General features: G+C 44.8%; 34 protein-coding genes. All 34 read right to left on the bottom strand.

The window, feature by feature from the left end:
- Positions 1–32: 32 nt before the first annotated feature.
- Positions 33–428 carry a 30S ribosomal protein S11 gene (gene rpsK / locus RWO08_RS03850; RefSeq protein WP_023391461.1) on the bottom strand — a complete coding sequence of 132 codons (396 nt, stop codon included), beginning with the start codon at positions 426–428 and terminating at the stop codon, positions 33–35.
- 34 nt (positions 429–462) lie between these two features.
- Positions 463–825, bottom strand: coding sequence for a 30S ribosomal protein S13 (gene rpsM, locus RWO08_RS03845; RefSeq protein ID WP_023391462.1), 363 nt, complete (start codon positions 823–825; stop codon positions 463–465).
- Positions 826–846: 21 nt separating this feature from the next.
- Complete coding sequence (gene rpmJ / locus RWO08_RS03840) at positions 847–960, bottom strand: 50S ribosomal protein L36 (protein WP_083316295.1); 114 nt, start codon at positions 958–960, stop codon at positions 847–849.
- Positions 961–998: 38 nt separating this feature from the next.
- Positions 999–1,217: a translation initiation factor IF-1 gene (gene infA / locus RWO08_RS03835; protein ID WP_023391463.1), complete on the bottom strand. Its 219-nt coding sequence runs from the start codon at positions 1,215–1,217 to the stop codon at positions 999–1,001.
- Positions 1,218–1,251: 34 nt separating this feature from the next.
- Entirely contained in the window at positions 1,252–1,911 is a 660-nt protein-coding gene (locus RWO08_RS03830) for an adenylate kinase (RefSeq protein ID WP_070756168.1), read from the bottom strand.
- A gap of 35 nt (positions 1,912–1,946) precedes the next feature.
- A complete protein-coding gene (secY, locus tag RWO08_RS03825) occupies positions 1,947–3,236 on the bottom strand; it encodes a preprotein translocase subunit SecY (protein WP_070756167.1) in 1,290 nt (429 codons plus the stop codon).
- Positions 3,236–3,676 carry a 50S ribosomal protein L15 gene (gene rplO / locus RWO08_RS03820; RefSeq protein ID WP_023391466.1) on the bottom strand — a complete coding sequence of 147 codons (441 nt, stop codon included), beginning with the start codon at positions 3,674–3,676 and terminating at the stop codon, positions 3,236–3,238. Before rplO ends, secY begins: the two co-directional genes overlap by 1 nt.
- A gap of 34 nt (positions 3,677–3,710) precedes the next feature.
- Positions 3,711–3,890, bottom strand: a complete 180-nt coding sequence (gene rpmD / locus RWO08_RS03815; RefSeq protein ID WP_023391467.1) for a 50S ribosomal protein L30 — start codon at positions 3,888–3,890, stop codon at positions 3,711–3,713.
- Between the two features lie 13 nt (positions 3,891–3,903).
- Complete coding sequence (gene rpsE / locus RWO08_RS03810; protein ID WP_023391468.1) at positions 3,904–4,407, bottom strand: 30S ribosomal protein S5; 504 nt, start codon at positions 4,405–4,407, stop codon at positions 3,904–3,906.
- Positions 4,408–4,427: 20 nt separating this feature from the next.
- Positions 4,428–4,790, bottom strand: a complete 363-nt coding sequence (rplR, locus tag RWO08_RS03805; protein WP_291428056.1) for a 50S ribosomal protein L18 — start codon at positions 4,788–4,790, stop codon at positions 4,428–4,430.
- A gap of 42 nt (positions 4,791–4,832) precedes the next feature.
- A complete protein-coding gene (gene rplF, locus RWO08_RS03800) occupies positions 4,833–5,369 on the bottom strand; it encodes a 50S ribosomal protein L6 (RefSeq protein ID WP_291428058.1) in 537 nt (178 codons plus the stop codon).
- Between the two features lie 55 nt (positions 5,370–5,424).
- The gene (gene rpsH / locus RWO08_RS03795; RefSeq protein WP_023391471.1) at positions 5,425–5,823 is read right to left on the bottom strand and encodes a 30S ribosomal protein S8; all 399 of its coding nucleotides are present in this window, start codon (positions 5,821–5,823) and stop codon (positions 5,425–5,427) included.
- Between the two features lie 32 nt (positions 5,824–5,855).
- Positions 5,856–6,041, bottom strand: a complete 186-nt coding sequence (locus RWO08_RS03790; RefSeq protein WP_083316294.1) for a type Z 30S ribosomal protein S14 — start codon at positions 6,039–6,041, stop codon at positions 5,856–5,858.
- A 20-nt stretch (positions 6,042–6,061) separates the two neighbouring features.
- Positions 6,062–6,604 (bottom strand): 50S ribosomal protein L5, encoded by a 543-nt coding sequence (gene rplE, locus RWO08_RS03785; RefSeq protein ID WP_023391472.1) that lies wholly within the window; start codon positions 6,602–6,604, stop codon positions 6,062–6,064.
- A 28-nt stretch (positions 6,605–6,632) separates the two neighbouring features.
- Positions 6,633–6,935, bottom strand: a complete 303-nt coding sequence (rplX, locus tag RWO08_RS03780; protein WP_291428063.1) for a 50S ribosomal protein L24 — start codon at positions 6,933–6,935, stop codon at positions 6,633–6,635.
- A 28-nt stretch (positions 6,936–6,963) separates the two neighbouring features.
- The gene (gene rplN, locus RWO08_RS03775) at positions 6,964–7,332 is read right to left on the bottom strand and encodes a 50S ribosomal protein L14 (protein ID WP_023391474.1); all 369 of its coding nucleotides are present in this window, start codon (positions 7,330–7,332) and stop codon (positions 6,964–6,966) included.
- Between the two features lie 34 nt (positions 7,333–7,366).
- Positions 7,367–7,633: a 30S ribosomal protein S17 gene (rpsQ, locus tag RWO08_RS03770; protein ID WP_023391475.1), complete on the bottom strand. Its 267-nt coding sequence runs from the start codon at positions 7,631–7,633 to the stop codon at positions 7,367–7,369.
- A 23-nt stretch (positions 7,634–7,656) separates the two neighbouring features.
- Entirely contained in the window at positions 7,657–7,863 is a 207-nt protein-coding gene (rpmC, locus tag RWO08_RS03765; protein ID WP_023391476.1) for a 50S ribosomal protein L29, read from the bottom strand.
- Positions 7,853–8,287: a 50S ribosomal protein L16 gene (gene rplP, locus RWO08_RS03760; protein WP_023391477.1), complete on the bottom strand. Its 435-nt coding sequence runs from the start codon at positions 8,285–8,287 to the stop codon at positions 7,853–7,855. Before rplP ends, rpmC begins: the two co-directional genes overlap by 11 nt.
- Positions 8,288–8,290: 3 nt before the next feature.
- A complete protein-coding gene (rpsC, locus tag RWO08_RS03755) occupies positions 8,291–8,947 on the bottom strand; it encodes a 30S ribosomal protein S3 (protein WP_023391478.1) in 657 nt (218 codons plus the stop codon).
- A 3-nt stretch (positions 8,948–8,950) separates the two neighbouring features.
- Positions 8,951–9,307, bottom strand: coding sequence for a 50S ribosomal protein L22 (gene rplV, locus RWO08_RS03750; RefSeq protein WP_023391479.1), 357 nt, complete (start codon positions 9,305–9,307; stop codon positions 8,951–8,953).
- Positions 9,308–9,326: 19 nt separating this feature from the next.
- Entirely contained in the window at positions 9,327–9,608 is a 282-nt protein-coding gene (rpsS, locus tag RWO08_RS03745) for a 30S ribosomal protein S19 (RefSeq protein WP_035364047.1), read from the bottom strand.
- A gap of 38 nt (positions 9,609–9,646) precedes the next feature.
- Positions 9,647–10,477: a 50S ribosomal protein L2 gene (rplB, locus tag RWO08_RS03740; RefSeq protein ID WP_291431277.1), complete on the bottom strand. Its 831-nt coding sequence runs from the start codon at positions 10,475–10,477 to the stop codon at positions 9,647–9,649.
- A 35-nt stretch (positions 10,478–10,512) separates the two neighbouring features.
- Complete coding sequence (gene rplW, locus RWO08_RS03735) at positions 10,513–10,809, bottom strand: 50S ribosomal protein L23 (protein ID WP_023391482.1); 297 nt, start codon at positions 10,807–10,809, stop codon at positions 10,513–10,515.
- Positions 10,809–11,432 carry a 50S ribosomal protein L4 gene (rplD, locus tag RWO08_RS03730; RefSeq protein ID WP_023391483.1) on the bottom strand — a complete coding sequence of 208 codons (624 nt, stop codon included), beginning with the start codon at positions 11,430–11,432 and terminating at the stop codon, positions 10,809–10,811. The genes rplW and rplD overlap by 1 nt, the downstream gene beginning before the upstream one ends.
- 23 nt (positions 11,433–11,455) lie before the next feature.
- The gene (gene rplC / locus RWO08_RS03725; RefSeq protein WP_023391484.1) at positions 11,456–12,091 is read right to left on the bottom strand and encodes a 50S ribosomal protein L3; all 636 of its coding nucleotides are present in this window, start codon (positions 12,089–12,091) and stop codon (positions 11,456–11,458) included.
- A 24-nt stretch (positions 12,092–12,115) separates the two neighbouring features.
- Positions 12,116–12,424: a 30S ribosomal protein S10 gene (gene rpsJ, locus RWO08_RS03720; protein ID WP_023391485.1), complete on the bottom strand. Its 309-nt coding sequence runs from the start codon at positions 12,422–12,424 to the stop codon at positions 12,116–12,118.
- Positions 12,425–12,821: 397 nt separating this feature from the next.
- Positions 12,822–13,058 carry a Veg family protein gene (locus tag RWO08_RS03715; RefSeq protein ID WP_070756164.1) on the bottom strand — a complete coding sequence of 79 codons (237 nt, stop codon included), beginning with the start codon at positions 13,056–13,058 and terminating at the stop codon, positions 12,822–12,824.
- Positions 13,059–13,158: 100 nt separating this feature from the next.
- Positions 13,159–14,049 (bottom strand): 16S rRNA (adenine(1518)-N(6)/adenine(1519)-N(6))-dimethyltransferase RsmA, encoded by an 891-nt coding sequence (gene rsmA / locus RWO08_RS03710; protein ID WP_291429181.1) that lies wholly within the window; start codon positions 14,047–14,049, stop codon positions 13,159–13,161.
- The gene (gene rnmV, locus RWO08_RS03705; protein WP_306486759.1) at positions 14,046–14,630 is read right to left on the bottom strand and encodes a ribonuclease M5; all 585 of its coding nucleotides are present in this window, start codon (positions 14,628–14,630) and stop codon (positions 14,046–14,048) included. The genes rsmA and rnmV overlap by 4 nt, the downstream gene beginning before the upstream one ends.
- Positions 14,627–15,415: a TatD family hydrolase gene (locus tag RWO08_RS03700; RefSeq protein ID WP_306486758.1), complete on the bottom strand. Its 789-nt coding sequence runs from the start codon at positions 15,413–15,415 to the stop codon at positions 14,627–14,629. Before RWO08_RS03700 ends, rnmV begins: the two co-directional genes overlap by 4 nt.
- 14 nt (positions 15,416–15,429) lie before the next feature.
- Positions 15,430–17,454 carry a methionine--tRNA ligase gene (gene metG / locus RWO08_RS03695; protein WP_314211260.1) on the bottom strand — a complete coding sequence of 675 codons (2,025 nt, stop codon included), beginning with the start codon at positions 17,452–17,454 and terminating at the stop codon, positions 15,430–15,432.
- A gap of 164 nt (positions 17,455–17,618) precedes the next feature.
- Positions 17,619–19,868 (bottom strand): Spy0128 family protein, encoded by a 2,250-nt coding sequence (locus tag RWO08_RS03690; protein WP_314211259.1) that lies wholly within the window; start codon positions 19,866–19,868, stop codon positions 17,619–17,621.
- Positions 19,869–20,475: 607 nt separating this feature from the next.
- Positions 20,476–26,169: a Spy0128 family protein gene (locus tag RWO08_RS03685; RefSeq protein ID WP_314211258.1), complete on the bottom strand. Its 5,694-nt coding sequence runs from the start codon at positions 26,167–26,169 to the stop codon at positions 20,476–20,478.
- Positions 26,170–26,312 lie beyond the last annotated feature (143 nt).

The following is a 26,312-nucleotide window of genomic DNA, read 5'->3' as shown; positions in this document are numbered from 1 at the left end:
AACGCGCTTCACAGTTGCTTGAGTCATCTAGATTATACGCGGCGACGTTTTGGAGGACGGCAACCGTTGTGAGGAATAGGGGTAACGTCGCGGATGGCGGTTACTTCTAAACCTGTAGCTTGCAATGAACGAATTGCTGACTCACGACCTGAACCTGGGCCTTTTACTGTTACTTCAACAGTCTTCATCCCGTGATCCATAGCACCTTTAGCAGCCACTTCTGAAGCCATTTGTGCAGCGAATGGGGTAGATTTCTTAGAACCACGGAAACCTAATGAACCTGCGGATGACCATGAAATAGCATTACCATTCACGTCAGTGATCATAACAATAGTGTTGTTGAATGTAGAGCGAATGTGTGCTACACCTTTCTCGACATTTTTTCTAACACGACGGCGACGACGTGCAACTTGTTTTTTCTTTGCCATGAAGTTTATACCTCCTTCATTCTATATTCGAGTATTATTTTTTACCAGTGACCATTTTCTTAGGTCCTTTACGTGTACGAGCGTTGTTCTTGGTGTTTTGACCACGAACTGGCAAGCCACGACGGTGACGTAAGCCACGGTAAGAACCGATTTCTTGGAGACGCTTGATGTTCAAGCTAATTTCACGACGTAAGTCCCCTTCAACTTTGAGGCCGTCAATGATTTCACGGATACGGTCGAGCTCATCGTTTGATAAGTCCTTAACGCGAGTGTCTTCAGAAACGTTTGCTTGTTTTAATACTTGTTGTGCAGTTTTCAAACCAATACCGTAGATGTATGTTAATGAGATTACTACACGTTTTTCACGCGGAATATCTACTCCAGCAATACGAGCCATTTATCTGGCACCTCCTTCTTATTAACCTTGACGTTGTTTATGTTTTGGATTTTCGCAAATTACCATCACATTGCCGTTGCGACGAATGATTTTACATTTTTCGCAAATTGGCTTTACAGATGCTCTAACTTTCATCTTAACTAATTCCCTCCTTAAATTCGAAACGGAAAGGTTTACTTAAAGCGGTAGGTAATACGACCACGTGTCAAATCGTAAGGAGATAATTCAATCGTTACCTTATCTCCTGGTAAGATGCGGATGTAGTTCATCCGGATTTTACCTGAAACGTGAGCCAGTATTTCATGCCCATTCTCTAATTCAACCTTAAACATTGCATTTGGTAAAGTTTCAATGACTGTACCTTCAACTTCAATTACATCATCTTTAGCCATTCATACTTCCTCCTCTTACCAACTTACTGTTAGGCTATTGTGCCACTGAGGACAAAATCTGGCGGATATCTTCGTAGACCTTGTCGATGGCTTGTTGACCATCCACTCGGTGAAGAAGCCCACGCTCCTCATAATAATCCAGTATTGGTCGAATTGATTCCATTTGGAGATTGATACGATATGCAACTTTCTCAGGCTTGTCATCTTCACGTTGGTAGAAATCACTGGCACCACAGTTGTCACAGACACCTTCAACCTTCGGTGGGTTGTAGAGTTTGTGGTAGGTTGCCCCACAGTTGCGGCAGATGATTCGGCCACTCAAGCGATCCTTAAGGACTTCTGGATCTACATCGATATAGATAACGGCATGGATTGGAGAGTTTAACTCCACCAAGTTTTGATCAAGCGCTTGAGCTTGTGCGCTTGTACGTGGGTAGCCATCCAACATGAAGCCTTGGGCTTTCACGTCGTCTTGGGCTAAACGTTCACGTACAATGGCGTTGGTCACTTCATCAGGAACCAGGTTCCCGTTGTCAGTGTAAGCCTTGGCTTGGAGCCCAAGTGGGGTTTCGTTCTGAATCGCAGCACGGAAAATGTCCCCAGTTGCAATATGTACGATTTGATAATCTTTTACTAGACGTTCACTCTGTGTCCCTTTACCGGCACCAGGCAAACCCATTAATAAAATATTCATCTTGTATCTTCCCTTTACTTCTATTTGACACATGATTATTGAATGAATCCTTGATAACGGCGTTTGATAACGCGCCCTTCGACCTGCTTAGCAGTCTCAATGGCAACCCCGACCACAATCAGCAAGCTAGTCCCGCTGAGTGAGATACGTGACGTTAAGTTCCAGAAGAACCCTGCCACAATCGGTAATACCGCAATCAAAGTCAAGTAAAGTGCGCCTACTCCGCTCAAGCGGTTGATAACTTTGGTTAAGTAAGTTTCGGTATCTTTCCCAGGACGTACGCTTGGAATGTACCCGCTCGACTTCTGCAAGTTCTCGGCAACTTTCTCCGGATTCACTTGAATCAATGAATAGAAATAAGTAAACGCAATTAATAGGACAGTGTAGAAGATTACACCGTAGAGTGTTTGGTAGTCGAAGAGTTGTACCAGGAAGTCCATCCATGGGTTCGTCCGATCGACTGTCACAAACGAGAATATCATCTGAGGTGTTGTAATGAACGAGCTAGCGAAAATTACTGGAATAACCCCAGCTGAGTTAATTTTAAGCGGGAGGTGAGCTGAGTAGCGCGCCCCTGACGCTTTCTTAGAATAATGGATTGGGATACGCAATTGAGCCCGTTCCATTAAAACGATAATCACAATTAAGATGACGATGACCAAGATAATGGCTGCCAATGACAGCATGTTGGTCATAGCATGATCTCCACCATTTACCAGATGGCGTTGGAGATAACCCATCAATTCCTTAGGCACTTCCGCAACAATCCCGGCCATGATAATCATGGACAAACCGTTACCGACACCGCTTCGGGTAATCATCTCACCCAACCAGACCAAGAACATGGAACCAGCTGTTAAGATAAGGGCAATCGTCAGGTAACGCATTGTCGTTGGGTTGGCAATCAAGCCCAGACGCGCCATCCGGTTAAAACCGAGGGCGATACCGTAAGATTGTACTAAACCAAGGGCAATGGCAACATAAGTGGTCCATTGGTTGAGCTTACGACGCCCAACTTCCCCTTGCTTAGCCCATTCAGTAAACTTAGGCACGATGTCCATTTGTAATAACTGAATGATGATTGAGGCGGTAATGTATGGAGAAACCCCCATGGCGAAGAGCGAGAAGCGCTTCAAGGCCCCGCCACCGAAAGTGTTTAATAAGCCTAAGAGGCCGCTCTCAGCGAAAGTGTTAATCGCTGAAACCCGAACCCCAGGTACAGGAATATGTGAGCCTAATCGGAATACCGCAAAAACGAAGAGCGTGAAAAAGATGCGACGACGCGTATCTTTATCCGCAAATGCATTTTTAATAAAGGTAAACATTAGATCACCTCGATTGATCCACCAGCTGCAGTAATTGCTTGCTCTGCACCTTTAGAGAATTTGGCTGCTTGAACAGTTAATTTTCTTTCAAGTTGACCATTACCTAAGATTTTTACTCCTGATAATTCTTTCTTAACGACACCTGCTTCAACTAAGAGAGCTGGTGTAACTGTCGTACCGTCTTCGAAGCGGTTGAGAGCTTCCAAGTTAACGACTGCATATTCTTTACGGTTGATGTTGTTGAATCCACGTTTTGGTAAACGACGGAACAATTGAGTTTGTCCACCTTCGAAACCTAAACGTACGCCACCGCCAGAACGGGCTTTTTGACCTTTTTGACCGCGACCAGCAGTTTTACCGTTACCGGAACCTTGACCACGACCGACACGGTTACGTTCTTGACGTGAACCTTCAGCAGGTTTTAATGTATGAAGTTTCATTCCTGTGGCACCTCCTTGTATTAGTCTCTAATTTTTATGCTTCTTTTACTTCAACTAAGTGACTGATCGTATTGATCATCCCACGAACTGCTTCGTTGTCTGGTTTAACAACGGTCTTGTAAGTCTTAGTTAAACCTAACGCCTTAGCAGTTTGGATTTGATTTTTAGGACGACCGATCAAGCTGCGTTTCAATTGGATTTGTAAGTTCGCCATTTGATTGTCCTCCTTAGCCTAAAATTTCTTCGACTGATTTGCCACGTAAAGCAGCAACTTCTTCAGCTACTTTCAATTGTTTCAAGCCTTCTACAGTCGCACGCACCATGTTGATTGGTGTGTTAGAACCAAGAGACTTACTTGTTACGTCAGCTACCCCTGCTAATTCCATTACGGCACGAACAGGACCACCTGCTGCAACCCCAGAACCGGCTGGTGCTGGTTTGATTAAGACACGACCACCACAGAATTCGCCAATTGCTTCGTGAGGAATTGTGGTTCCGGTCAATGGTACTTCGATTAAGTTTTTCTTCGCATCTTCGATAGCTTTACGGATTGCTTCTGGAACTTCTTGAGCTTTACCCGTACCAAAGCCAACGTGACCGTTCTTGTCACCGACAACTACTAAAGCTGAGAAACGTAGACGACGTCCACCCTTAACAACTTTGGTAACACGGTTAATCGTCACAACGCGTTCTTCGATGTTTTCCAAGGTATTTGGATTGATGTGAACCATGAACTAGTGTCCTCCTTCTATTAAAATTCTAGGCCGTTTTCACGAGCTGCTTCAGCCAAAGCTTTCACACGACCGTGATATAGGTACCCACCGCGGTCAAAGACAACTTTTTTGAAGCCTTTTGCTACCGCACGTTCAGCAACTAATTTACCAACAGTTGAAGCTTGTTCAACTTTGGTCCCTGTTACTGATTTGTCATTACTAGAGGCACTTGCAAGCGTCACACCCGCTACGTCATCAATTAATTGAGCGTAGATGTGCGTGTTGGAACGGAACACGTTCAAGCGTGGGCACTCAGCAGTACCAGAGATTTTGTTTCTTACGCGAGCATGTCTTTTACGACGTACTTTGTTTTTATCTGGTTTTGTAATCACAATTTTCACCTCTTTAAGTTTAAGTTATAGGAGAAGATCAGGACCGGTCTATTACTTACCAGTCTTACCTTCTTTACGACGTACATATTCGTCAGTGTAACGAATCCCTTTACCTTTATATGGTTCTGGTGGACGTACGCCACGGATGTTGGCTGCTAATGCGCCGACTTTCTCTTTATCGTAACCTTCTACGATAATTTTAGTGTTTGAAGGAACTTCAAAGTCAGCACCTTCAAGTGGTTCGAATTCAACTGGGTGAGAAAGACCCACGTTCAACACTAATTTGTTACCTTGTTTTTGAGCACGGTAACCGACCCCGATAAGGTCTAATTCTTTCTTGAAGCCATTCGCTACACCTTCAACCATGTTGCTGAAGACAGAACGCATAGTCCCGTGTAATGAACGGTTTTCTTTTGAATCATTTGGACGAGTGAAGACTACTTCATTCTCTTGAACTTCCAACGCAATGTTTGGGTGGAAGTCACGTGTCAAAGTACCTTTAGGGCCTTTTACAGTCACTGTATGACCTTTTACTTCGACGGTTACGCCTGCTGGAATCACGACTGGTTTTTTACCGATACGACTCACAGGGCTGCACCTCCTCTTTCTTATTTCTAGTTATCTTGAATATGAATAGATTAGATTACCAAACGTAAGCTAATACTTCGCCACCGACACCAGCTTGACGAGCTTGTTTGTCAGTCACAACACCGTTAGAAGTTGAGATGATGGCGATCCCTAAGCCGTTTAATACCTTAGGTAGGTCTTCTGATTTGGTGTAGATACGCAAACCAGGTTTTGAAATACGCTTGATGCCAGTGATAACTTTTTCGTTGTTACGGCCGTACTTCAAGAAGATGGTGATTTCACCTTGTTTGTCGTCTTCTGCGACTTCATAGTTTTTGATGAAACCTTCTTGTTTCAAGATTTCAGCAATCGCTACTTTGATTTTTGAAGATGGTGCTGATACAGTCTTGTGTCCTACGCTGTTAGCGTTACGGATACGAGTTAAGAAATCAGCAATTGGATCTGTCATAACCATGTTGTATTTACCTCCTCTTTGTTCAGTATGGATTACCAGCTGGCTTTCTTCACGCCAGGGATTTGTCCTTTGTAAGCAAGTTCGCGGAAGCAAATACGGCAAAGTTTGAATTTACGATATACGGAGTGTGGACGTCCGCAACGCTCGCAGCGCGTATACTCTTGAACTTTGAATTTAGGTGACCGCTTGTTTTTTGCAATCATTGATTTTTTAGCCAATGTTCATTCGCCTCCTTGTCTTATTTTTGGAAAGGCATGCCTAATTCTTTAAGTAAAGCATGTGCCTCTTCGTCAGATTTCGCAGTTGTTACGATAACGATGTCCATCCCGCGGACTTTATCAACGTTATCATAGTTCACTTCAGGGAAGATAAGTTGTTCTTTGATCCCCAAGGTGTAGTTCCCGCGGCCATCGAAGGCTTTGTTGCTGACACCGTGGAAGTCACGAACACGCGGTAAAGATACAGTGACTAACTTGTCTAAGAAGTCGTACATACGCGCACCACGTAGGGTCACTTTACACCCGATTGGCATACCTTCACGGAGACGGAAGCCCGCGATGGATTTCTTAGCTTTGGTAATCACTGGCTTTTGACCAGATAATAAAGTGAGTTCGTCAACAGCTTTTTCTAAGTTCTTAGCGTTAGCTACTGCGTCACCCACACCCATGTTGATGACGATCTTTTCAACTTTAGGTACTTGCATTACAGAAGTGTAGTTGAATTGCTCGATCAATTTTTTAGTTACTTCGTTTGAGTATTTAGCTTTTAAACGATTTTCCATGTAGTGTTAATCCTCCTCTCGCTATTGATTAGATGGTTTCGTTAGATTTCTTCGCGAAACGGACTTTCTTGCCGTCTTCGAAACGATAACCCACACGTGTTGCTTCCCCTGATTTAGGATCAACGAGTTTAACGTTAGACACGTGGATTGGTGCTGGGAATTCTTCGATCCCGCCTTGACCTGCTTGAGAAGGTTTAACGTGCTTTTTAGCAATGTTCAAGCCTTCTACGACTACGCGGTCTTCTTTTGGTAAAGTACGTAAAACAGTCCCTGTTTTACCTTTATCTTTACCTGCAATTACTTTAACTGTATCGCCTGTTTTGATACGCATGAATAGTTTCCTCCTTCGTTAATATTTCTTATAAAACTTCTGGAGCTAATGAAACAATCTTCATGTAGTTGTTATCACGCAATTCACGTGCAACTGGTCCAAAGATACGCGTACCACGAGGGCTCTTATCGTCACGGATGATGACGCAAGCATTTTCGTCAAACTTGATATAAGAACCATCTTTACGGCGAGCTCCTGATTTAGAACGTACGATTACTGCTTTTACGACGTCACCTTTTTTAACAACTCCACCTGGCGTTGCTTGTTTAACCGTTGCAACGATAACATCCCCGATGTTAGCAGTTTTGCGGTTAGAACCACCTAATACACGGATTGTTAATACTTCACGTGCGCCAGAGTTGTCAGCAACTTTTAATCGACTTTCTGTTTGAATCATTTCGATGTCCTCCTTCCGAGATATACTTGGTTAATTAGATAATGACTGCTTCTTCAACAATCTCTAATAAACGGAAGCGTTTCGTAGCTGATAATGGACGAGTTTCCATAATGCGCACGATGTCGCCTTCTTTTGCACGGTTTTCTTCATCATGTGCTTTATATTTCTTAGAATATTTAACGCGTTTACCGTATTTAGGGTGAGTCTTACGAGTTTCGACTAAAACCGTGATGGTTTTGTCCATTTTGTCGCTCACGACACGACCTTGGTAAACTTTACGTTGGTTGCGTTCTGTCGTCATTGATGTTAGCCTCCTTTGCTGGTTTATTTAGACAATTCTTGCTCGCGTAAAGCAGTTTTGATACGTGCGATAGATTTACGTACAGTGCGTAAACGTGCTGTATCTTCTAATTGTCCTGTTGCTAATTGGAATCGAAGGTTGAAGAGTTCTTTCTTCAACTCAGCTTCACGTTCAAGCAACTCAGCAGTGGATAACCCTTTGATTAACGCTTTAAATTCATTAGTTTTCATTCGATTCACCACCATATTCTTCACGTTTTACGAACTTGGTCTTAACTGGTAGTTTATGCGATGCTAAACGTAATGCTTCACGTGCGATTTCTTCAGATACACCCGCTACTTCAAACATAATCTTGCCACGCTTAACTGGTGCTACCCAACCTTCAGGTGCCCCTTTACCAGAACCCATACGAACCCCGATAGCTTTTGCAGTATATGATTTGTGAGGGAAGATTTTAATCCATACTTTCCCACCACGTTTCATATAACGAGTCATCGCAATACGGGCTGCTTCGATTTGACGGTTTGTGATCCAGTGAGATTCAGTAGCTCGTAAGCCGTATTCACCGAAATCAACTTGTTTACCACCTTTAGCTTCTCCGCGCATTTTACCACGGAATTCACGACGGTGTTTTACACGTTTTGGTACTAACATTGATTAGTTCCCTCCTTTCTCAGAGTTTTTCTTTTGTGGCAATACTTGGCCACGGCAGATCCAAACTTTAACTCCTAACTTACCGTAAGTAGTGTCCGCTTCTTCCCATGCGTAGTCGATATCGCTACGTAAGGTATGGAGTGGCACAGTACCTTCAGAGTATGCTTCGCTACGCGCAATATCAGCACCGTTCAAACGGCCAGATACCATGGTTTTAATCCCTTGAGCGCCAGCTTTCATAGTACGTTGGATAGCTTGCTTTTGAGCACGGCGGAAAGCCACACGGTTTTCTAATTGACGTGCGATATCTTCAGCAACCAATTTAGCGTCTAAGCTTGGTTCTTTGATTTCTACAACGTTGATAAAGACTTTCTTGCCGGTTAATTTGCTTAATTCCGCACGGACTGCATCGATTTCGGAACCACCTTTACCGATGACCATACCTGGCTTAGCAGTGTGAACAGATACAATCACACGGTTAGCAGCACGTTCGATTTGGATGTTAGAAACTGATGCTTCTTTTAATTTCTTGTATAAGAATTTGCGGATAGCTAAATCTTCGTGTAAGTATTCAGCAAAGTTCTTGTCTGCATACCATTTAGCGTCCCAGTCGCGGATGACGCCGACACGCATACCAATTGGATGTACTTTTTGACCCATTGATTAAGCCTCCTCTTTCTCAGATACCACAACAGTGATGTGGCTTGTACGTTTGTTGATTGGTGAAGCTGAACCTTTCGCACGTGGGCGGAACCGTTTCATGGTTGGGCCTTCGTTAGCGAATGCTTCACTCACGTATAAGTTTTCCAAGTCAAGATCGTAGTTGTGGTCCGCGTTAGCAATAGCAGACATCAACACTTTCTCAACGATTGGGGCACCTGCTTTAGGTGTGAATTTTAAGATGGCAATTGCTTCGCCAACTTTTTTACCTCGGATAAGATCTAAGACTAAGCGAACTTTACGAGGCGCAATGCGAACTGTTCTTGCAACTGCTTTTGCAGATGTAACTTGGTTAGACATCTTGTTTTCCTCCTATAAATTAGCGTTTCTTAGATTTCTTGTCGTCAGCTGCGTGACCTTTATAAGTACGAGTTGGTACGAATTCACCTAATTTGTGACCTACCATATCTTCTTGAACATATACAGGCACGTGCTTGCGGCCATCATAAACGGCAATGGTTAAACCAATGAAGTTAGGGAAGATGGTTGAACGACGTGACCAGGTTTTAATAACTTGTTTCTTTGTGCTTTCTGCTTGCTCTTCCACTTTTTTCATTAAGTGCGCATCACAGAAAGGTCCTTTTTTCAAACTACGACTCACAATGAAGCCTCCCTTCGATTATTTGTTACCGGCGCCTATTATTTCTTACGGCCGCGGATGATTAACTTGCTAGATTTAGCTTTCTTAGAGCGGGTTTTCTTACCAAGTGTTGGTTTACCCCATGGAGACATCGGAGATTTACGCCCGATTGGTGCACGACCTTCACCACCACCGTGTGGGTGATCGTTAGGGTTCATTACGGAACCACGAACTTCAGGACGTTTGCTCATCCAACGTGCACGACCGGCTTTACCGATGTTTACTAATTCGTGTTGTTCGTTACCAACAACCCCGATAGTTGCACGGCAAGTTGATAAGATCATACGAACTTCACCAGAGTTCAAACGAACTAAAGTGTATTTACCTTCGTGACCCAATACTTGAGCGCTAGTACCAGCAGAACGGATTAATTGACCGCCTTTACCTGGTTTTAATTCGATGTTGTGGATTACAGTACCTTCAGGGATGTTTGCTAATGGCAATGCGTTCCCGATTTGGATGTCGGCATGTTCACCAGATTCAATTTTTTGGCCTACTTTCAAGCCTTTTGGTGCCAAGATGTAAGTCTTGATCCCGTCTTCGTAGTGTACCAACGCGATGTTAGCGGTACGGTTTGGATCGTACTCGATGGTTGCGACAGTCCCTACTACGTTGTCTTTGTTACGTTTGAAATCGATGATACGGTAAGCGCGTTTGTTACCGCCACCTTGATGACGAACAGTGATTTTACCTTGGTTGTTACGGCCGGCTTTTTGTTTTTGTGAAGATAACAATGTCTTCTCTGGTTTTGATGCAGTGATTTCGCTGAAATCATAACCAGTCATGTTACGACGACCGTTAGAGGTTGGTTTGTACTTTTTAATCGCCACTCTTATTCCCTCCTACTTACTCATTTTCTAGGTGATTATTCAGCTTCGTTAGCGAATAATTCGATGTCTTTTGATTCAGCAGTCAAGGTTACGACTGCTTTCTTGTACTTACGAGTGAAACCAGCGTAACGGCCCATGCGTTTTGCTTTGCCGTCAACGTTGATCGTGTTAACTTTCTTAACTTTAACCCCTTCAAACATTGCTTCAACCGCTTGTTTGATGTGAGTTTTGTTAGCACGACGGTCTACTTCGAACGTGTATTTTTTCTCGTCTAAACCAGCAACTGATTGTTCAGTGATGACTGGGCGTAATACTACTTCTGATAATTGCATTATGCTAAAGCCTCCTCTACGGTTGAAAGTGCTGCTTTAGTGATGACAAGTGTGTCGTAGTTTACAACGTCTAATACGTTCACGTTGCCTTCGTCGATCACTTTCACGTTAGCTAAGTTACGTGCTGAGAAGTAAGCGTTGGCGTTAGTCCCTTCTAATACTAAGAGAGTTTTCGCATCTACTTTAAGGTTGTTCAATACTGACTTGAATTCCTTAGTTGATGGAGCTGCAAAGCTGAGTTCATCAACAACTACTAACTTGCCTTCTAATACTTTCTGAGATAATACAGATTGTAACGCTAAGCGGCGTACTTTCTTTGGTAATTTATAACTGTATGAACGAGGTGTTGGACCAAATACGGTACCCCCACCAACCCATTGTGGTGAACGGATAGAACCTTGACGTGCACGGCCAGTCCCTTTTTGTCTCCATGGCTTACGGCCACCACCGCGTACAGCGGAACGGTTCTTCACCGCGTGAGTCCCTTGACGTAAAGATGCACGTTGCATGATTACTGCGTCGAAGATCACGTCTTCGTTAGGTTCAACCCCAAATACAGCTGCGTTCAATTCGATTTCGCCGATTTGTGAACCGTCTTGTTTAAATAAACTTACTTTTGTCATTTACTCGTTCCTCCTTCCTCGAATTATTTAACTGTTTTAATTGCTTGTTTGATTTCAACGAGTGATTTCTTGGCACCTGGGACATTACCCTTGATCAAGATTACGTTGTTTTCTACGTCAACCGCTACAACTTCCAAGTTTTGGATGGTTACGCGTTCGCCACCGGTTTGACCTGGAAGGCCTTTACCCTTGAAGACGCGTGATGGGAACGAAGCCCCACCCATCGAACCTGGACGACGGTGGTAACGAGAACCGTGAGCCATTGGACCACGTGATTGGCCATGACGCTTGATCGCACCTTGGAATCCTTTACCCTTGGATGTACCCGTCACATCGACGATGTCGCCAGCTGCGAAAGTTTCCACTGTGATTTCTTGTCCTACTTGATATTCTCCAAGCTCAACTTCGCGGAACTCGCGAATGAAGCGCTTAGGAGTAGCATTTGCTTTTGCTACATGACCTTTAGCAGGTTTGTTTGACAATACTTCACGCAAGTCTTGGAAGCCTAATTGAACCGCTTCGTAGCCATCGTTTTCCATGGTTTTAACTTGTAATACCACGTTTGGAGTAGCTTCGATAACAGTTACAGGTACCAATTCACCGTTCTCAGTGAAGAATTGAGTCATCCCTACTTTTTTACCTAAGATTCCTTTGGTCATGAGTACACCTCCATTTTTCTAAAATTATAATTTGATTTCTACGTCTACACCACTAGGTAAGTCTAATTTCATCAAAGCATCAACTGTTTTGTTAGTTGGTTCTAAGATGTCGATTAAACGTTTGTGTGTACGCATTTCGAATTGTTCGCGAGAGTCTTTGTATTTGTGAGTCGCACGAATCACGGTATATAAAGAACGCTCAGTTGGCAGTGGGATTGGCCCCGCTGTCTTCGCTCCTGTTCTTTGTGCTGATTCTACGATTTTGCTTGCTGCTAAATCCAATGCACGATGCTCGTAAGCCTTCAAGCGAATCCGAATTTTTTTGTTTGCCATTTAGATTTCCTCCTTCGTCAATTTTGATAAAATGACTTGCTCCACAAGAATTTCCAACCTCACCCGCCCGTGGCAAAGCGCCCGGGTGTGTCGCAACCTCTCGCTTCATAGCTGTCTTTCCCGCCTCTAAGAGGGGGCATGTCCTGCGATGGGCACACTGGTACCCATTAAGGCACAATCATTATTATAGCGTAGGAACACTTGTAAATCAAGGCTTTTCTCAAGTTTTTTTGGCCTTTTTGCATGTTTTCGTTTTCATGTCGGATGATGACGATTTCTCTGTTACCCGGTCGATAACACTTCACTTTTTAGGTGATGTTTCGTCCGATTTTTTGGCCTTTTGGACACAAAAATAGCCAAGTCCCTCTCAGGAGCACTTGGCTAAAAATAATAATGGCTATTCCGCAAAATCTACGTCGATGGCCTTGGTCAGAACATCGCAGTAGCTATAGGAGACACACGCTAGGGTGTTGGCCTCTTGCTCTAAATCAACAACGAAGACAGAACGATAGGTTTCTTTCAGGACGCCTCGGCGCGTACGCTTCTTGTTACGACCGAGTTGGACGGTGATAATTACTTTTTCGCCGATATTTTGATCCATGAGGGATTTAATCTCGGCAATTTCTTTTGGCATAAGCCTCACCTCTTTCCTACTATTATAACACAGTTAGGTAGACTAACCTAGGAAAGGTCGGCAACTTATCCTGAAAAAAGCTGACAACGTTCGCCTTTTGCTAATTTTTAGCCTTATGAGCCTCAAAGGCGGCCTCTAAGTCAGCAAAATCCATAAGGCTGAGGCTCTCAGCTCGGCGATTAGGCTCAATGCCCGCCTGGTCGAAGACCTGACGCAAGCTGTCTTCACTGAGCAGGTCTGGCACATAGGCCGACTTGAGGTTGTTCCATAAGGTCTTGCGGCGTTGCTTGAAGCCTGCTTGGACAAAGGCTTGAAAGGCTTCCTTATCGCTAACTTGGACCAAGGGCGCTGGCCGGCGAGTCAACTTGAGCACGGCAGAATCCACATTTGGCTTAGGGATAAAGACATTCTTAGGTACAATGAAGGCAATCTCGCTTTCCATATCCAATTGAATGGCCACTGACAGTGAACCATAGGCCTTGGTGCCCACAGCCGCCGTCATCCGCTCTGCGACTTCCTTTTGCATCATCATGACTAAGGACTGGAAGGGCAGATTGCTCTCAATCAGGCGCATGATGATAGGCGTGGTTATATAATAAGGAAGATTTGCCACCACGACCAGTCGGGACTGGTCGTGTAGCCAGGCATATTCTGGGCTAGCGAAATCCACAGACAGGATATCTTGATGGACCACTTGGACATTATCACAGTCTGCTAGGGTTTCCTGCAGGATGCCCACAAAACGCTGGTCAATCTCGAAGGCCAAGACTTGCTTAGCATGGTGAGCCAGGTATTGGGTCAAGGCACCAATGCCAGGGCCAATCTCGATGACTGTGGTATCTGCATCGACTTGGCCAGCTTCAATCATCTTCTCTAACATCCGGGGCTCGATTAGAAAGTTCTGACCCAGACTCTTTTTCATTTGAATATCGAAGCGACGCATGATCTCAACCGTACGGGTCGGCGTCGCAATTGGCCGGAATTCTCTCATTCTCGGGTCCCTCCTTGGGCTTGATCTAGGACTTGGACGAATTCACCCAAGCCAGCCTGGTCGATGCCATAGCGTTGCAGTTGGCGCTGCAATTGCTTGGCGTTGGTATAACCTAAATTAAAGTGCTGACTGACGGCCTGACGACGCGCCTTGGAGCCCGGACCTGCGGTCAGCCCCCACTGGGCCAGGCTGCCCATGGGAATTAAAGCCACTAAGTCTCCCTCAGCCGGCGTCATAACCTGATTTAGGGCTTGACGAATCTCTTGGGGACTCGCATGTTCCACCCCCAGGCTCTTGCCTTGGCCACCAAAGGCAGCCGTCCGACTAATATGGGCTTGCTTAGCGCTTGGCACCGCCTGGGTCACCAGTCGTCTGAGACGCTCACCTTGGTAGTCGGGGTCCGTCAAGACGATAATGCCATGGGTCCTAGCAGCTTCTACAATTTGTGCCAAGACCGGCGCTTCTAGGGCAGAGCCGCCCGTCTCAATGGTTTTGATCGTTGGGCCAAAGGTCTCAATCAGGCGTTTGGTATCATCGCGCCCTTCGACCACAATAACCTCTTGGGGCATGGCTTGACTCATTGGTCCCACCCCTCAGGCCACCACCGGAAGAGACGGCAGGCATTGCCCGTTGTTAATTTGGCTAGCTCTTCCAGACTCATGTCTCGCACCTGGGCCAGGCACTCCGCCACATAGCGGACATAGGCTGGCTCATTTTGCTTGCCACGCTTAGGCACTGGCGCCAGATAAGGGGCATCGGTCTCAACCAAGAGACGCTCTGCCGGCACTAGGGCCGCTGCTTGACGAACTGCCTCGGATTTTTTAAAGGTCAAGACCCCACTGAAGCTAATATGCATGCCAAGGTCTACAAAACGCATGGCTTCTTCAGCTGTCCCACCAAAGCTATGCATAATGCCACCCGCAGCCGGCAGACCTTCTTGCTTGAGTATGCGGTAGGTGTCTTCGGTTGCATCACGATTATGAATGGTAATGGGCAGACCGTGTGACTTGGCAATGGCAATCTGGCGCCGGAAGACCTGGGCTTGCACATCCCAAGGGGCAGTATCCCAATAGTAGTCCAAGCCAATCTCGCCTAGCATCTTAACCTTAGTCAATTCTAGCCATTCTTCCAGGCGACGCTCCACCTGGTCATTGTAGGTGTGGGCCTCAGTCGGATGCCAACCCACTACCGAAATAATGTTATCGTAGGCCGCACTTAAGGCCAAACTACGCTCAATGGTGGGATCATCAAATCCCACCACTGCTAGATAGCCCACGTCCGCCGCTAGGGCTCGGGCAATATAATCTGCCTCCTGGCCCGCAAATTGCTGGGCGTTCAAGTGCGTGTGCGTATCAAATAAAGGCATCTTGGTCACCTCGTCTAGCCAATCCAAGCGCCATTTGCTGCATTTGGATCTGCTGCTAAGAGATGGAGTTGGCCGTCCTGTTCAGAGGACAGAATCATGCCCTGGCTGACATAGCCCATCATCTTACGCGGCTTGAGGTTAGAGACGATGCAGACCTTACGGCCGATTAATTCTTCCGGATTTGGATAGAATTTAGCAATCCCGGACAGAATTTGGCGGTGGCCCTTATCACCTGCATCCAGGCGGAAGCGTAATAGCTTATTAGAGCCCTTGACTAGTTGAACATCCAGGACCTCTGCCACCTTCATTTCAATCTTCAAGAAGTCATCGAATTCGGCTTCGGCCACTTCACGGTGCACTAACTCAGTCGCTTCTGGATCCCAGTTAGGGTCGTCAACCTTAGCTTGGCTAGCACCTGGCTTGCCAGCTGCCATGGCTTCCTGAATATAGGTCACTTCTGCCTCTGCATCCAAGCGTGGGAAGATTGGAGTCCCCTTAGCCACTACGCTTGCACCTGCTGGGAAGGCCCCATAGACTAATTGCGTGAAGTCTAAATCCATTTGGTCGCCCAAACCTAATTGCTCGAAAATCTTAGCTGGCGCTTGGGTCATGAATGGACGTGACAGATGGGCCACAAGGCGTAAAGCCTCTGCTAAATGGTTCATGACAGACCGTAGTTGACCCAGGGTCGCTTCTTCTTTCACCAAGACCCAAGGCATGGTTTCATCGATGTACTTGTTGGTTCGGGACACAATGGCCATAACATGGCTCAAGGCCGCGCTCAGGCTCATAGCATCCATAGCTTGATAGTAGGCCGCCATTTGCTCCTTAACATAAGCATCATAGTCGGCATCTACAGCTGTCGCCTCTAAGTCTTCGGTTGGCACTTGGCCTTGGAAATACTTATTCATCATAGCAACCGTCCGGTTGAGTAGGTTCCCCAAGTCATTGGCTAATTCGGAGTTGACTAATTGGACAAAGCCTTCTGGCGTGAAGACCGCGTCGTTACCAACACCCATTTCATGCAAGAGATAGAAACGAGTAGCATCTAAGCCATAGCGTTCAACTAAAGTCTCTGGGTAGATGACATTCCCCTTAGACTTTGACATCTTCCCTTCCTTCATGAGGTACCAGCCGTGAGCGAAAATCTTCTTAGGCAATGGTAAGCCCAGGGCCATGAGAATGGTTGGCCAGTAAATCATGTGGAAACGGGAAATATCCTTACCGATGACATGGGCATCTGCTGGCCAGTACTTGTTGTAGCGGCTAGTATCGTCGGAACCGTAACCTAAAGCCGTAATATAGTTTAAGAGTGCATCAATCCAGACATAGATGACATGCTTTGGATTGGACTTAACTGGCACACCCCAGGTGAAGGTAGTCCGAGATACCGCCAAATCTTCCAAGCCAGGCTTAATGAAGTTGTTAATCATTTCGGTCTTACGGAAGGCAGGCTCCAAGAAGTCAGCGTGATCTTCATAGTATTGCACCAGACGGTCTGCATACTTGCTCATACGGAAGAAATAGGACTCTTCCTTGACTAAGGTTACTTCGTTACCAGTTGGGGCAATCCCACCGGTCACATTCCCATCTGCATCGCGGTAAACTTCAACCAATTGACTCTCGGTGAAGAATTCTTCGTCACTGACGGAATACCAACCACTATACTCGCCTAGATAGATGTCATCTTGGGCCAAGAGTTGCTCAAAGGCATCTTGCACTGCCTTCTCATGGTAGTCATCCGTAGTCCGGATAAAGTGAGAATAGTCAATATCTAATAGAGCCCAAAGCTTCTTAATGATGTCGGCCATCTCGTCGACGTATTGCTTAGGACTTACGCCTAGACCCTCAGCTGTCCGTTCAATCTTCTGACCGTGCTCATCGGTCCCAGTTAGGAAGAAAGCATCGAAGCCTTGTAGACGCTTATAGCGCGTCATAGCGTCGCAGGCTAGGGTGGAATAGGAGTTCCCGATATGTAACTTACCACTTGGGTAGTAGATCGGCGTTGTAATATAATAGGTAGGTTTTTGCGTGGTCACGAATGAGTGCCCCTTTCTATTTCTTCAAATTACTTCTATTATAACATAATTGTAGGCCCCTGACAGTAGGAATGGCAAACTTGTTAAGCAAGGTGCACAAGATAGAAAAAAACTGGCGCCAGCCAGAGGCTAGCACCAGTCTATTTTTGAGGTGTAAAACTAAATTAGTCTACATGATGTGGCTTGTTAGCCAAGAGTAATACTGCAGAAATTAAGGCTAAGACAAGAGCCAACCAGATGAAGTTCATTTCACCAGTGCTTGGTAAAGATGGATTCTTAGCATTGAAGGCATTGTAGAATACAAGTTCCTTCTCTGTCGCAACTTCTGCTTTAAGCTTGCCATTAGCATCCTTCGTTACAGCAACCGTTACGTTGAACTTAGTCTTGTCGTAGCTGATAGCTGAATCTTGCCCAGCAACTTCGCGTACGGTTAACTTATAGGTCCCTTCTTGTGCATAAGAAGAAGTTAAGCTAATCGCACCTGAAGCGTCATTGCTTGCAGTTGCTAAAACTTTGCCCATGCTGTCTACTAATTCAAATTTGAACTCTTTATCTTTTAGTTGACGACCAACTAATACTTTCTTAGCTGCTACTGTGAAGTCAACTGCAGCAGGTGCAGGGTCAGAAGAGTTTGGTAAGTTAGTCGCTGCTTTGTTAACAAAGGTCGCTTGGTTAGTGTAACTAGCGCTTGCTTCTAATTGGCCTGCGCCATTGTCCACAACAGTTACCACTACATCAACCGCTTTGGTATCGTAGGTTACGGTTTCATCGCTACCTGCTTTTTCTACAACTTTATAGTTGTAAGTGCCGGCTTGTTCGAATTCAACTGAAGCGAACTTAACAGTTCCATCTTGGGCATTCTTCACGGTTTGTAATACTTTACCTTGTGCATCTTGCAATTGGAACTCGAACTCATCTGCCTTAAGTGCACGGCCTTCTAATTGCTTCTTCACTACGATTTCTTGGCTAGTTTTAGCAGCTTTATAGCTGTTAGCAAACTGAGCTTGATCATAGGTAACAGTTGCTTTCTTCTCACCGTTCTCGTCTACTACTTTAACGTTGGCAGTTAGCTCTGCTTCATCGTAAGTAACACCTGGGACAGCATTGTTTACTTCTTTAATTTTGTAAACAAAGTCGCCAGCTTGAGAAAATTTCACTTTAGCAAAAGTTACATTGCCTTGAGCATCGTTACTTACAGTTTGAACAACTGAGTTATCAGCTGTGTTGATTAATTGGAATTGGAATTCGCCAGCTTTCAAAGCACGGCCATCTAATTTCTTGGTCACTTTGAAAATCACTTCGTCTGAACGGCTAGCTGATGCGCCACCCTCAGTAGTGGTTAGTGGAGCAAATCCCTCAACATTATGAACTTCTTTAGCAGTTTTTACAACGATAGCGTTGAATACTTTTTTAGTTGCGTTGTCAACTGGACTTGTTAATTTTGTAGAATAACGCAAGTACAAGCCACGACCACTCAAATCACCATTTTCTGGCGTAACCGCGAAGTGGTTTTTGTCTGTTACTTTGACACCTGCACTATCAAGGGCTGGGTGACCTTCTTCCTTACCCCATTCAGTAAAGTAGTAACCTGTTACTTCGCCAACTAATTCTTGACCTTCTGGAATAGTGTCAGCAATGCTTACGCCCGTTACGTCCTTAGCGGCCAAACGGTTAACCAACACTTGCCATCTGATCATGCTTGGGTCGTCTTTATCTTGAACGCCCCACTTGAAGTACCCAGTGGAATCTTCCATCGGTACAATACGGGTAAGTGTATAAGAGCCGGCGCCAGGTAACGTCATAGTTACTGTCTCATCAACCGCAACAGATTCAGCCCATACTGCTGTGAACAAAGCACTGACAGTACGACTTTCGTTCATGAAGCGATAGTAGGCTTCGTTAGTGATTGTAATAGTTGCGGTGTTAGTAGCTGGATCAGTAGTCAACGTAGCAACTGTCGTACCGTTAGCTGCTTTAATTTCTTTTGGTTCAGTTTTCTCTACCGCCAATTGTGCTGGCACTTGGTAGACAAAAGTATCACCATTTTTTACTGTTGCTGAATCCGGAATTTGGTAAGTTGGCTTAATATAGAATTTACCCTCACCATACTTAGCCCCATCCACAACTGGGTTGTTATTAATCAAGAACTCAGTTGATACCAACTGCGCCGCTTGACTGGCTGATGTTGCGGCTGCTTCTGGATTAGCTGCCGGCTGGTTCTCACTAGGACTTGCTGGTGCTGCTACCCCACCTGCGTTGTCACTAGTACTTGATTCTGATGCAACCGCGGGTGCCGCTGTCGCTGGCTCTGCGCCTGCAGGCGCTTCTTGAGCTAATGCATTGATCGGTCCGACAAAAATGCTCAGAACCATTAAGAGTGAAATAAGCAAGTTAAAAAACTTACGCTTATCCATAAAAATTTCCCCTCCTTAGTTTCGGGTGCCACTATCTTTTGCGCTACTAAATAGCACCCTAATTTTCTGGATATCGGCAATTTAATACCATATATAGTATATCACACCACTTGCTATTTGTACAGTTCTTTTAGTGGAATCAAGTTTAACACCTAATTTCCAAACTTAATTGAAGATAATTTTTGCTAATTATTGATACTATTGATTGGATTTGACCAGTCATTTGCCCAAAAAAGCCCATAATATCGTTTTTTTGTAGTGACAATTTCAGATGAATATTGTATACTATAGTCTGGAGGTCGGACCTCCGCTAGGATAATTAGTAATTTTCCTAGAGCTTACTGATTTATTTTCAAATTAGACTTCCCCTCTATATTTAGAAAATAACTCTGACGGCCTACTATTTTCTGGATAATATAGTAATAGTCGTCCATCCTATTTTTTATAGGATCTGGCTAGGGAGCTAGCCGCTACTTAATGCTCCCTAGGACAAAGAGGCTGAATTCTACCATTCAGCCTCTTTTTTTGATAGAGAAAAGCCCCAGAGTTTATAAACTCTGGGGCTTTTCTGCATACTTTAGGCTTTGCCAACTACTAATAAAGTAGCCTAAGATCTTGCTTTTTTGTCAAGAAGGAGAACTGCAATTGCGCCCATTACCATCATGCTAGCCAAAGCAGTCAACCAAACAACTTCAGCTTCACCGGTCTTAGGTAATTTTTTCTCTTCTTTCACTGGTTTGTAAGTGTTCTTAAAGACAATAGATTTGGCACTATCCACTTTTGCTTGGAACTTGCCTTCGCTGTCCTTACTTACAGTTACAGAAACCTCATGAACAGTTTTGTCATAAGTGATTTCTTTGTCGCCCAAGTCTTTTTCTACGACTTTGTAAGTAAAGGTACCTTCACTTGGGTTTGTGATGGTATGTTCCAAATGAATCTTACCTGATGCATCGTTTTTAGCGGTAGCAACCAGGTTGCCATTTGAATCGAGGAGATTGAATTGGAATTCATCTGCCTTCATTTCACGGCCTTCCAATTCTTTCATAGCGTCTACGCTGAAGCTTGGTTGCCCTGGATCTACTGCCTTATAGGTGTTAGTGAAGGTAGCATCGTGAGTGTAAGTAACTGAAGGGGTTAATTGTGCTTGGTTATCAACCACTTCAACAGTTGCTTCTACTACTTTGGTATCGTAAGTAACGTTCTTCAAGCCGTTATTCACTTCTTGAATACGATACTTTCTAGTCCCTACTTTGCTATAAGTTTGTTCTTCGAAGGTTACATTGCCCTCTGCGTCGTTCTTAGCACTTGCCAACTTAGTGCCTTGTTCGTCTAATAATTCGAACTCGAACTCGCCTGCTTCTAAAGCACGACCTTCTAAAACTTTCTTAACGCTTAATGCTTGCTTGGTTGAAGCTGCTGCGTAACGGTTAGTAAAGACTGGCTCTTGTTCATAGCTTGGTGTCGCTACTAATTGGCCATTGTCGTCTTTGACCTCAACAGTTACTTTCACTTCTTTAGCGTCATAAGTAACACCTTTAGCATCGCCTGAAACTTCTGCGATAGTGTAAGTGTAAGTCCCAACTGCTGAATAAGTAATTGGTTCAAAGCTTACCTTACCTGTCGCATCGTTAGCGACACGTTGTAGTTCTTTGCCGTCAGCGTCTTTCAAGACGAAGTTAAATTCGTTAGCTTGAAGCGCGCGACCTTCCATGCGTTTAGTTGCCATAAGGGTAACATTTTGATCCAATGGCTTGTAGCTGTTGGTGAATGTTAATTCCTTATCTGGCGTTACAGTTGCTTCTAATTGACCCGCAAGGTTATCTGTTACACGGACGTGTACCAAGATATTGCTTGAGTCATAGGTCATCCCTTTATCATTAGCGTCTAGTTTTTCACGAACAGAGTAAGTGTAGGCACCAGCGCTTGAGAGACTTTGTGCCTTGAAGGTAACATCCCCATTTGCATCGTTCTTAGCAGTGTCAACAACTTTGTTGGTTGAAGCATCTACTAATTCGAAGGTGAAGGCATTAGCTACTAACGCTTTACCTTTCAAGACTTTCTTAGCTTTGATGGTGACATCAGCAGCGGCTGCTTTATAAGCATTGGTAATGGTTTGCCCGTCTGGGTATTCTACCGTAGCTTCTAATTGGCCGGCATTGTCAGTTACTTTTACGGTTACGTTCAATACTTGAGTGCTGTAAGTCACCCCAGCAACATTCCCCGCTTGCTCCTTAACCGTGTACTTATAAGTACCTGGTTTGGTGTAAGTAATCGCGTCGAAGGCTACACTACCGTTCTCAGCGTTGACTTTAGTTTGCGCTGCACTTGTAGCTCCTTCTTCGATTAAGTCGAAGCTGAATTCGCCTGCCTTTTGTGGACGGCCAGTTAAGGCTTTTGTCACACTAATAGCTGCACTTGTTGATAAAGCTTGATAGTTGTTAGTAAACGAAGCTGGCGTAGCATAAGTTTCAGTTGCTACCAATTCCCCTTGGCCGTTGTCAGTTACCGCTACGGTAACTTCAACATTCTTACCGTCATAGGTATAACCCTTAGAACCATCATTCTTCTCACGAATAATGTAAGTGTGGTTCCCTACTTCTGTATAAGTTTCAGCTGGGAAGGTTACAGTCCCGTCTGCCTTATTCTTAGCGGTTTGAACTACTTGGTCAGTAGCTTTGTTAACCAACTCGAAGGTGAATTGGTCATCTGCTAAGTTAGCACCTGTCAGCGCCTTGCTAGCTTTCAAGACTTTGCTTACTGACGCTGCTTGGTAAGTGTTAGAAATTTCTTGCCCATCTGGGTATTCTACCGTAGCTTCTAATTGACCTGCCTTATCTGTGACAGTAACTTTAACCTTGTAGGCCTTCTCATCGTAAGTAATCCCACCAAGCTTACCATTTTGTTCTTTAACAGTGTATTCATAGACACCTGCTTGCGTATAAGTAATTGGATCGAAATTAACGGTCCCGTTCTCATCCGCAGTTGCTTTAGTTTGGTTGTCTTTTGCTTCTGGCGCAGTCAAGTCGAAACTGAACTCGCCAGCCTTTTGAGCACGACCGGTCAACTTCTTAGTGAAGCTGAAGGCTGCAGTCGTTGATAAAGCTTGGTAGTTGTTAGTAAACTCAGCTGGAGTAGCATAAGTTTCAGTCGCTACCAATTGACCTTGGCCGTTGTCAGTAACTGCTACGGTTACTTCTGGAGCCTTAGTATCATAGGTATAACCCTTAGCGCCGTCATTCTTCTCACGAATAATGTAAGTGTAGTTACCTACAGCTGTATAGGTTTCAGCTGGGAAGGTTACAGTCCCGTCTGCCTTGCTCTTAGCAGTTTGGGCAACTTGACCTGTTTCCTTGTTAACCAACTCGAAAGTGAATTGGTCATCTGCTAAGTTTTTACCAGTCAAGGCTTTAGTTGCCTTTAAGACTTTGCTTACTGATCCCGCTTGGTAAACGTTAGTAATCTCTTGACCATCTGGGTATTCTACCGCAGCTTCTAATTGACCTGCCTTATCTGTGACAGTAACTTTAATGCGGTAAGTCTTATCGTCATAAGTGACCCCACCAAGCTTACCATTTTGTTCTTTAACAGTGTATTCATAGACGCCTGTTTGCGTATAAGTGATTGGGTCGAAATTAACGGTCCCGTTCTCATCCGCAGTTGCTTTAGTTTGGTTGTCTTTTGCTTCTGGAGCAGTTAAGTCAAAGCTAAACTCACCCGCTACTTGTGCACGACCAGTCAACTTCTTAGTGAAGCTGAAGCTTGCAGTCGTTGATAAAGCTTGGTAGTTGTTAGAGAACTCAGCTGGTGTAGCGTAAGTCTCAGTTGCCACTAATTGACCTTGGCCGTTGTCGGTAACTGCTACCGTTACTTCAACCGTCTTATCGTCATAGGTATAACCCTTAGAACCATCATTCTTCTCACGGATGATGTAAGTGTGGTTACCTACTTCTGTATAAGTTTCAGCTGGGAAGGTTACAGTCCCGTCTGCCTTATTCTTAGCGGTTTGAACTACTTGGTCAGTAGCTTTGTTAACCAACTCGAAGGTGAATTGGTCATCTGCTAAGTTAGCACCTGTCAGCGCCTTGCTAGCTTTCAAGACTTTGCTTACTGACGCTGCTTGGTAAGTGTTAGAAATTTCTTGCCCATCTGGGTATTCTACCGTAGCTTCTAATTGACCTGCCTTATCTGTGACAGTAACTTTAACCTTGTAGGCCTTCTCATCGTAAGTAATCCCACCAAGCTTACCATTTTGTTCTTTAACAGTGTATTCATAGACACCTGCTTGCGTATAAGTAATTGGATCGAAATTAACGGTCCCGTTCTCATCCGCAGTTGCTTTAGTTTGGTTGTCTTTTGCTTCTGGCGCAGTCAAGTCGAAACTGAACTCGCCAGCCTTTTGAGCACGACCGGTCAACTTCTTAGTGAAGCTGAAGGCTGCAGTCGTTGATAAAGCTTGGTAGTTGTTAGTAAACTCAGCTGGAGTAGCATAAGTTTCAGTCGCTACCAATTGACCTTGGCCGTTGTCAGTAACTGCTACGGTTACTTCTGGAGCCTTAGTATCATAGGTATAACCCTTAGCGCCGTCATTCTTCTCACGAATAATGTAAGTGTAGTTACCTACAGCTGTATAGGTTTCAGCTGGGAAGGTTACGGTCCCGTCTGCCTTGCTCTTAGCAGTTTGGGCAACTTGACCTGTTTCCTTGTTTACCAACTCGAAAGTGAATTGGTCGTCTACTAGGTTAGCACCTACCAAGGCTTTAGTTGCCTTCAAGACCTTAGTGACTGAAGCTGCCTTATAAGTGTTGGTAAAGCCAGGCTTAGTATAGGTAACGGCTGCAGTCTTAGCCCCACCATTATCGGTTACCGTAACAGTCGCTGTAATGATGTTCTTGTCATAGGTAACACCTGGCAAGTTGTTGTTAACTTCGCGAATCTTATAAGTAAAGTTCCCCGCTGTACGGAACTTCATCTTCTTAAACTTAACAACACCGTTCTCATCGTTAGTAGCAGTTGCTACTACCTGATTGCTACTGTCAACTAATTCAAAGCTGAACTCACCTTGATTCAATGAACGTCCATTCAATGTCTTGTTCACTTCAAAGATAATCTCATCAGGACGAGCCCCTGTCCCGACCCCATCAGTGGTAGTCAAGGCAGCAAAACCATTAACGTCTTCACTATGTGTAGCGGAAGTAAATGTATAATTGTTGAAGACTTTTTTAGTTACTAAGTCAACAGGCGCAGTGATACGGGTTTGGAAGATGATTAACAAACCACGCCCATCTAGGCTCCCACCATTGCTTGGCGTAATGGTGAAGTGGTTGTCATCTTCAATGTTAACTTCGCCGCCCGTATAAGCCACACGGCCACCGGCTGTCCCACCGTTTTGAGCCGCTTCCCAGTCAGTAAAGTAGTAACCACTAAATGAATCAGGTACAACTTCTTGACCCTCTGGAATCGTATCTCTCACCATAGCGTTGACTATACCTGGTTTAGCATAACGGTTAATACGAATACGCCAGTTAACCAACTCAGGGTTGTCCCGGTCTTGGTTCCCCCATTTAGTATAACCCGTTGGGTCTACGTCAGGTACGATACGCATTAACTTGTATTCGCCAGCACCTGGCAAATCGAAAGTCTGCTCGATGTTCTTAGGTGTGCTATCAGCCCATACCGCCGTGAAGAGTGCTGTCAATGATTTGTTCTCATTCAGATGAGCATAGTACTCTGCGTTGGTGATTGTGATGGTGGCTGTATTATTCGCTGGGTTAGTTGTTAAAGATGCAACAGTTGTGACATTGTCCCCCGCTTTAATTTCAACCGGACCACTTTGTTCCACTCGGAAGACACTTGGCACTGTATAGGTCAAGGTGTCGCCATTTTGGAGTGTAGCGTTATCCGCAAATTTATAGGTTGGGATAATGTAGAATTTCCCTTCCCCATATTTACCAGGGTTTTGGACTGGGTTGTTATTAATCTTGAAGTCCGTTGTCATGGTATATTGCGCTTCTTGAATCGGCGCTTGTGGATAGTGCTGAGTTGCCTCAGCTTCATCAGTTTTCCCTGAGTCTTGACCATCCGCATTGGGCTTAGCCGCCCGATCCTCCTCTGCTGCCGGCTGGGCCGCTTGCCCACCATCAGCTTCTTGTCCCCCTGTCTCTTTGGCTTCTTGCGTTTGCTCAGTAGCAGGTGTTGCTACACCAGCATTCGCTTCTTGCGCAAAGGTAGATAGCGGGCTAATAAAAACTTGCAGCACTAATAAGAGTGCGATTAGCAAGTTCGCTAGCTTCTGCTTTTTCACTTTGCTTCCCCTCTCTCACGCTACAAAAGCCAGGCCTACCGCTACATATGCCCTGACTTTCTTAACGCTTGATATTGTGTATATTACTATACCAAGACTATTTTATCACACTCAATCACAAAAGAAAAGTTTCATTTCCTCTC

Origin of the sequence: uncultured Abiotrophia sp. (assembly GCF_963520105.1) — a bacterium.
Taxonomy (GTDB): Bacteria; Bacillota; Bacilli; order Lactobacillales; family Aerococcaceae; genus Abiotrophia.
This window is presented reverse-complemented; position numbering and strand designations above follow the sequence as displayed.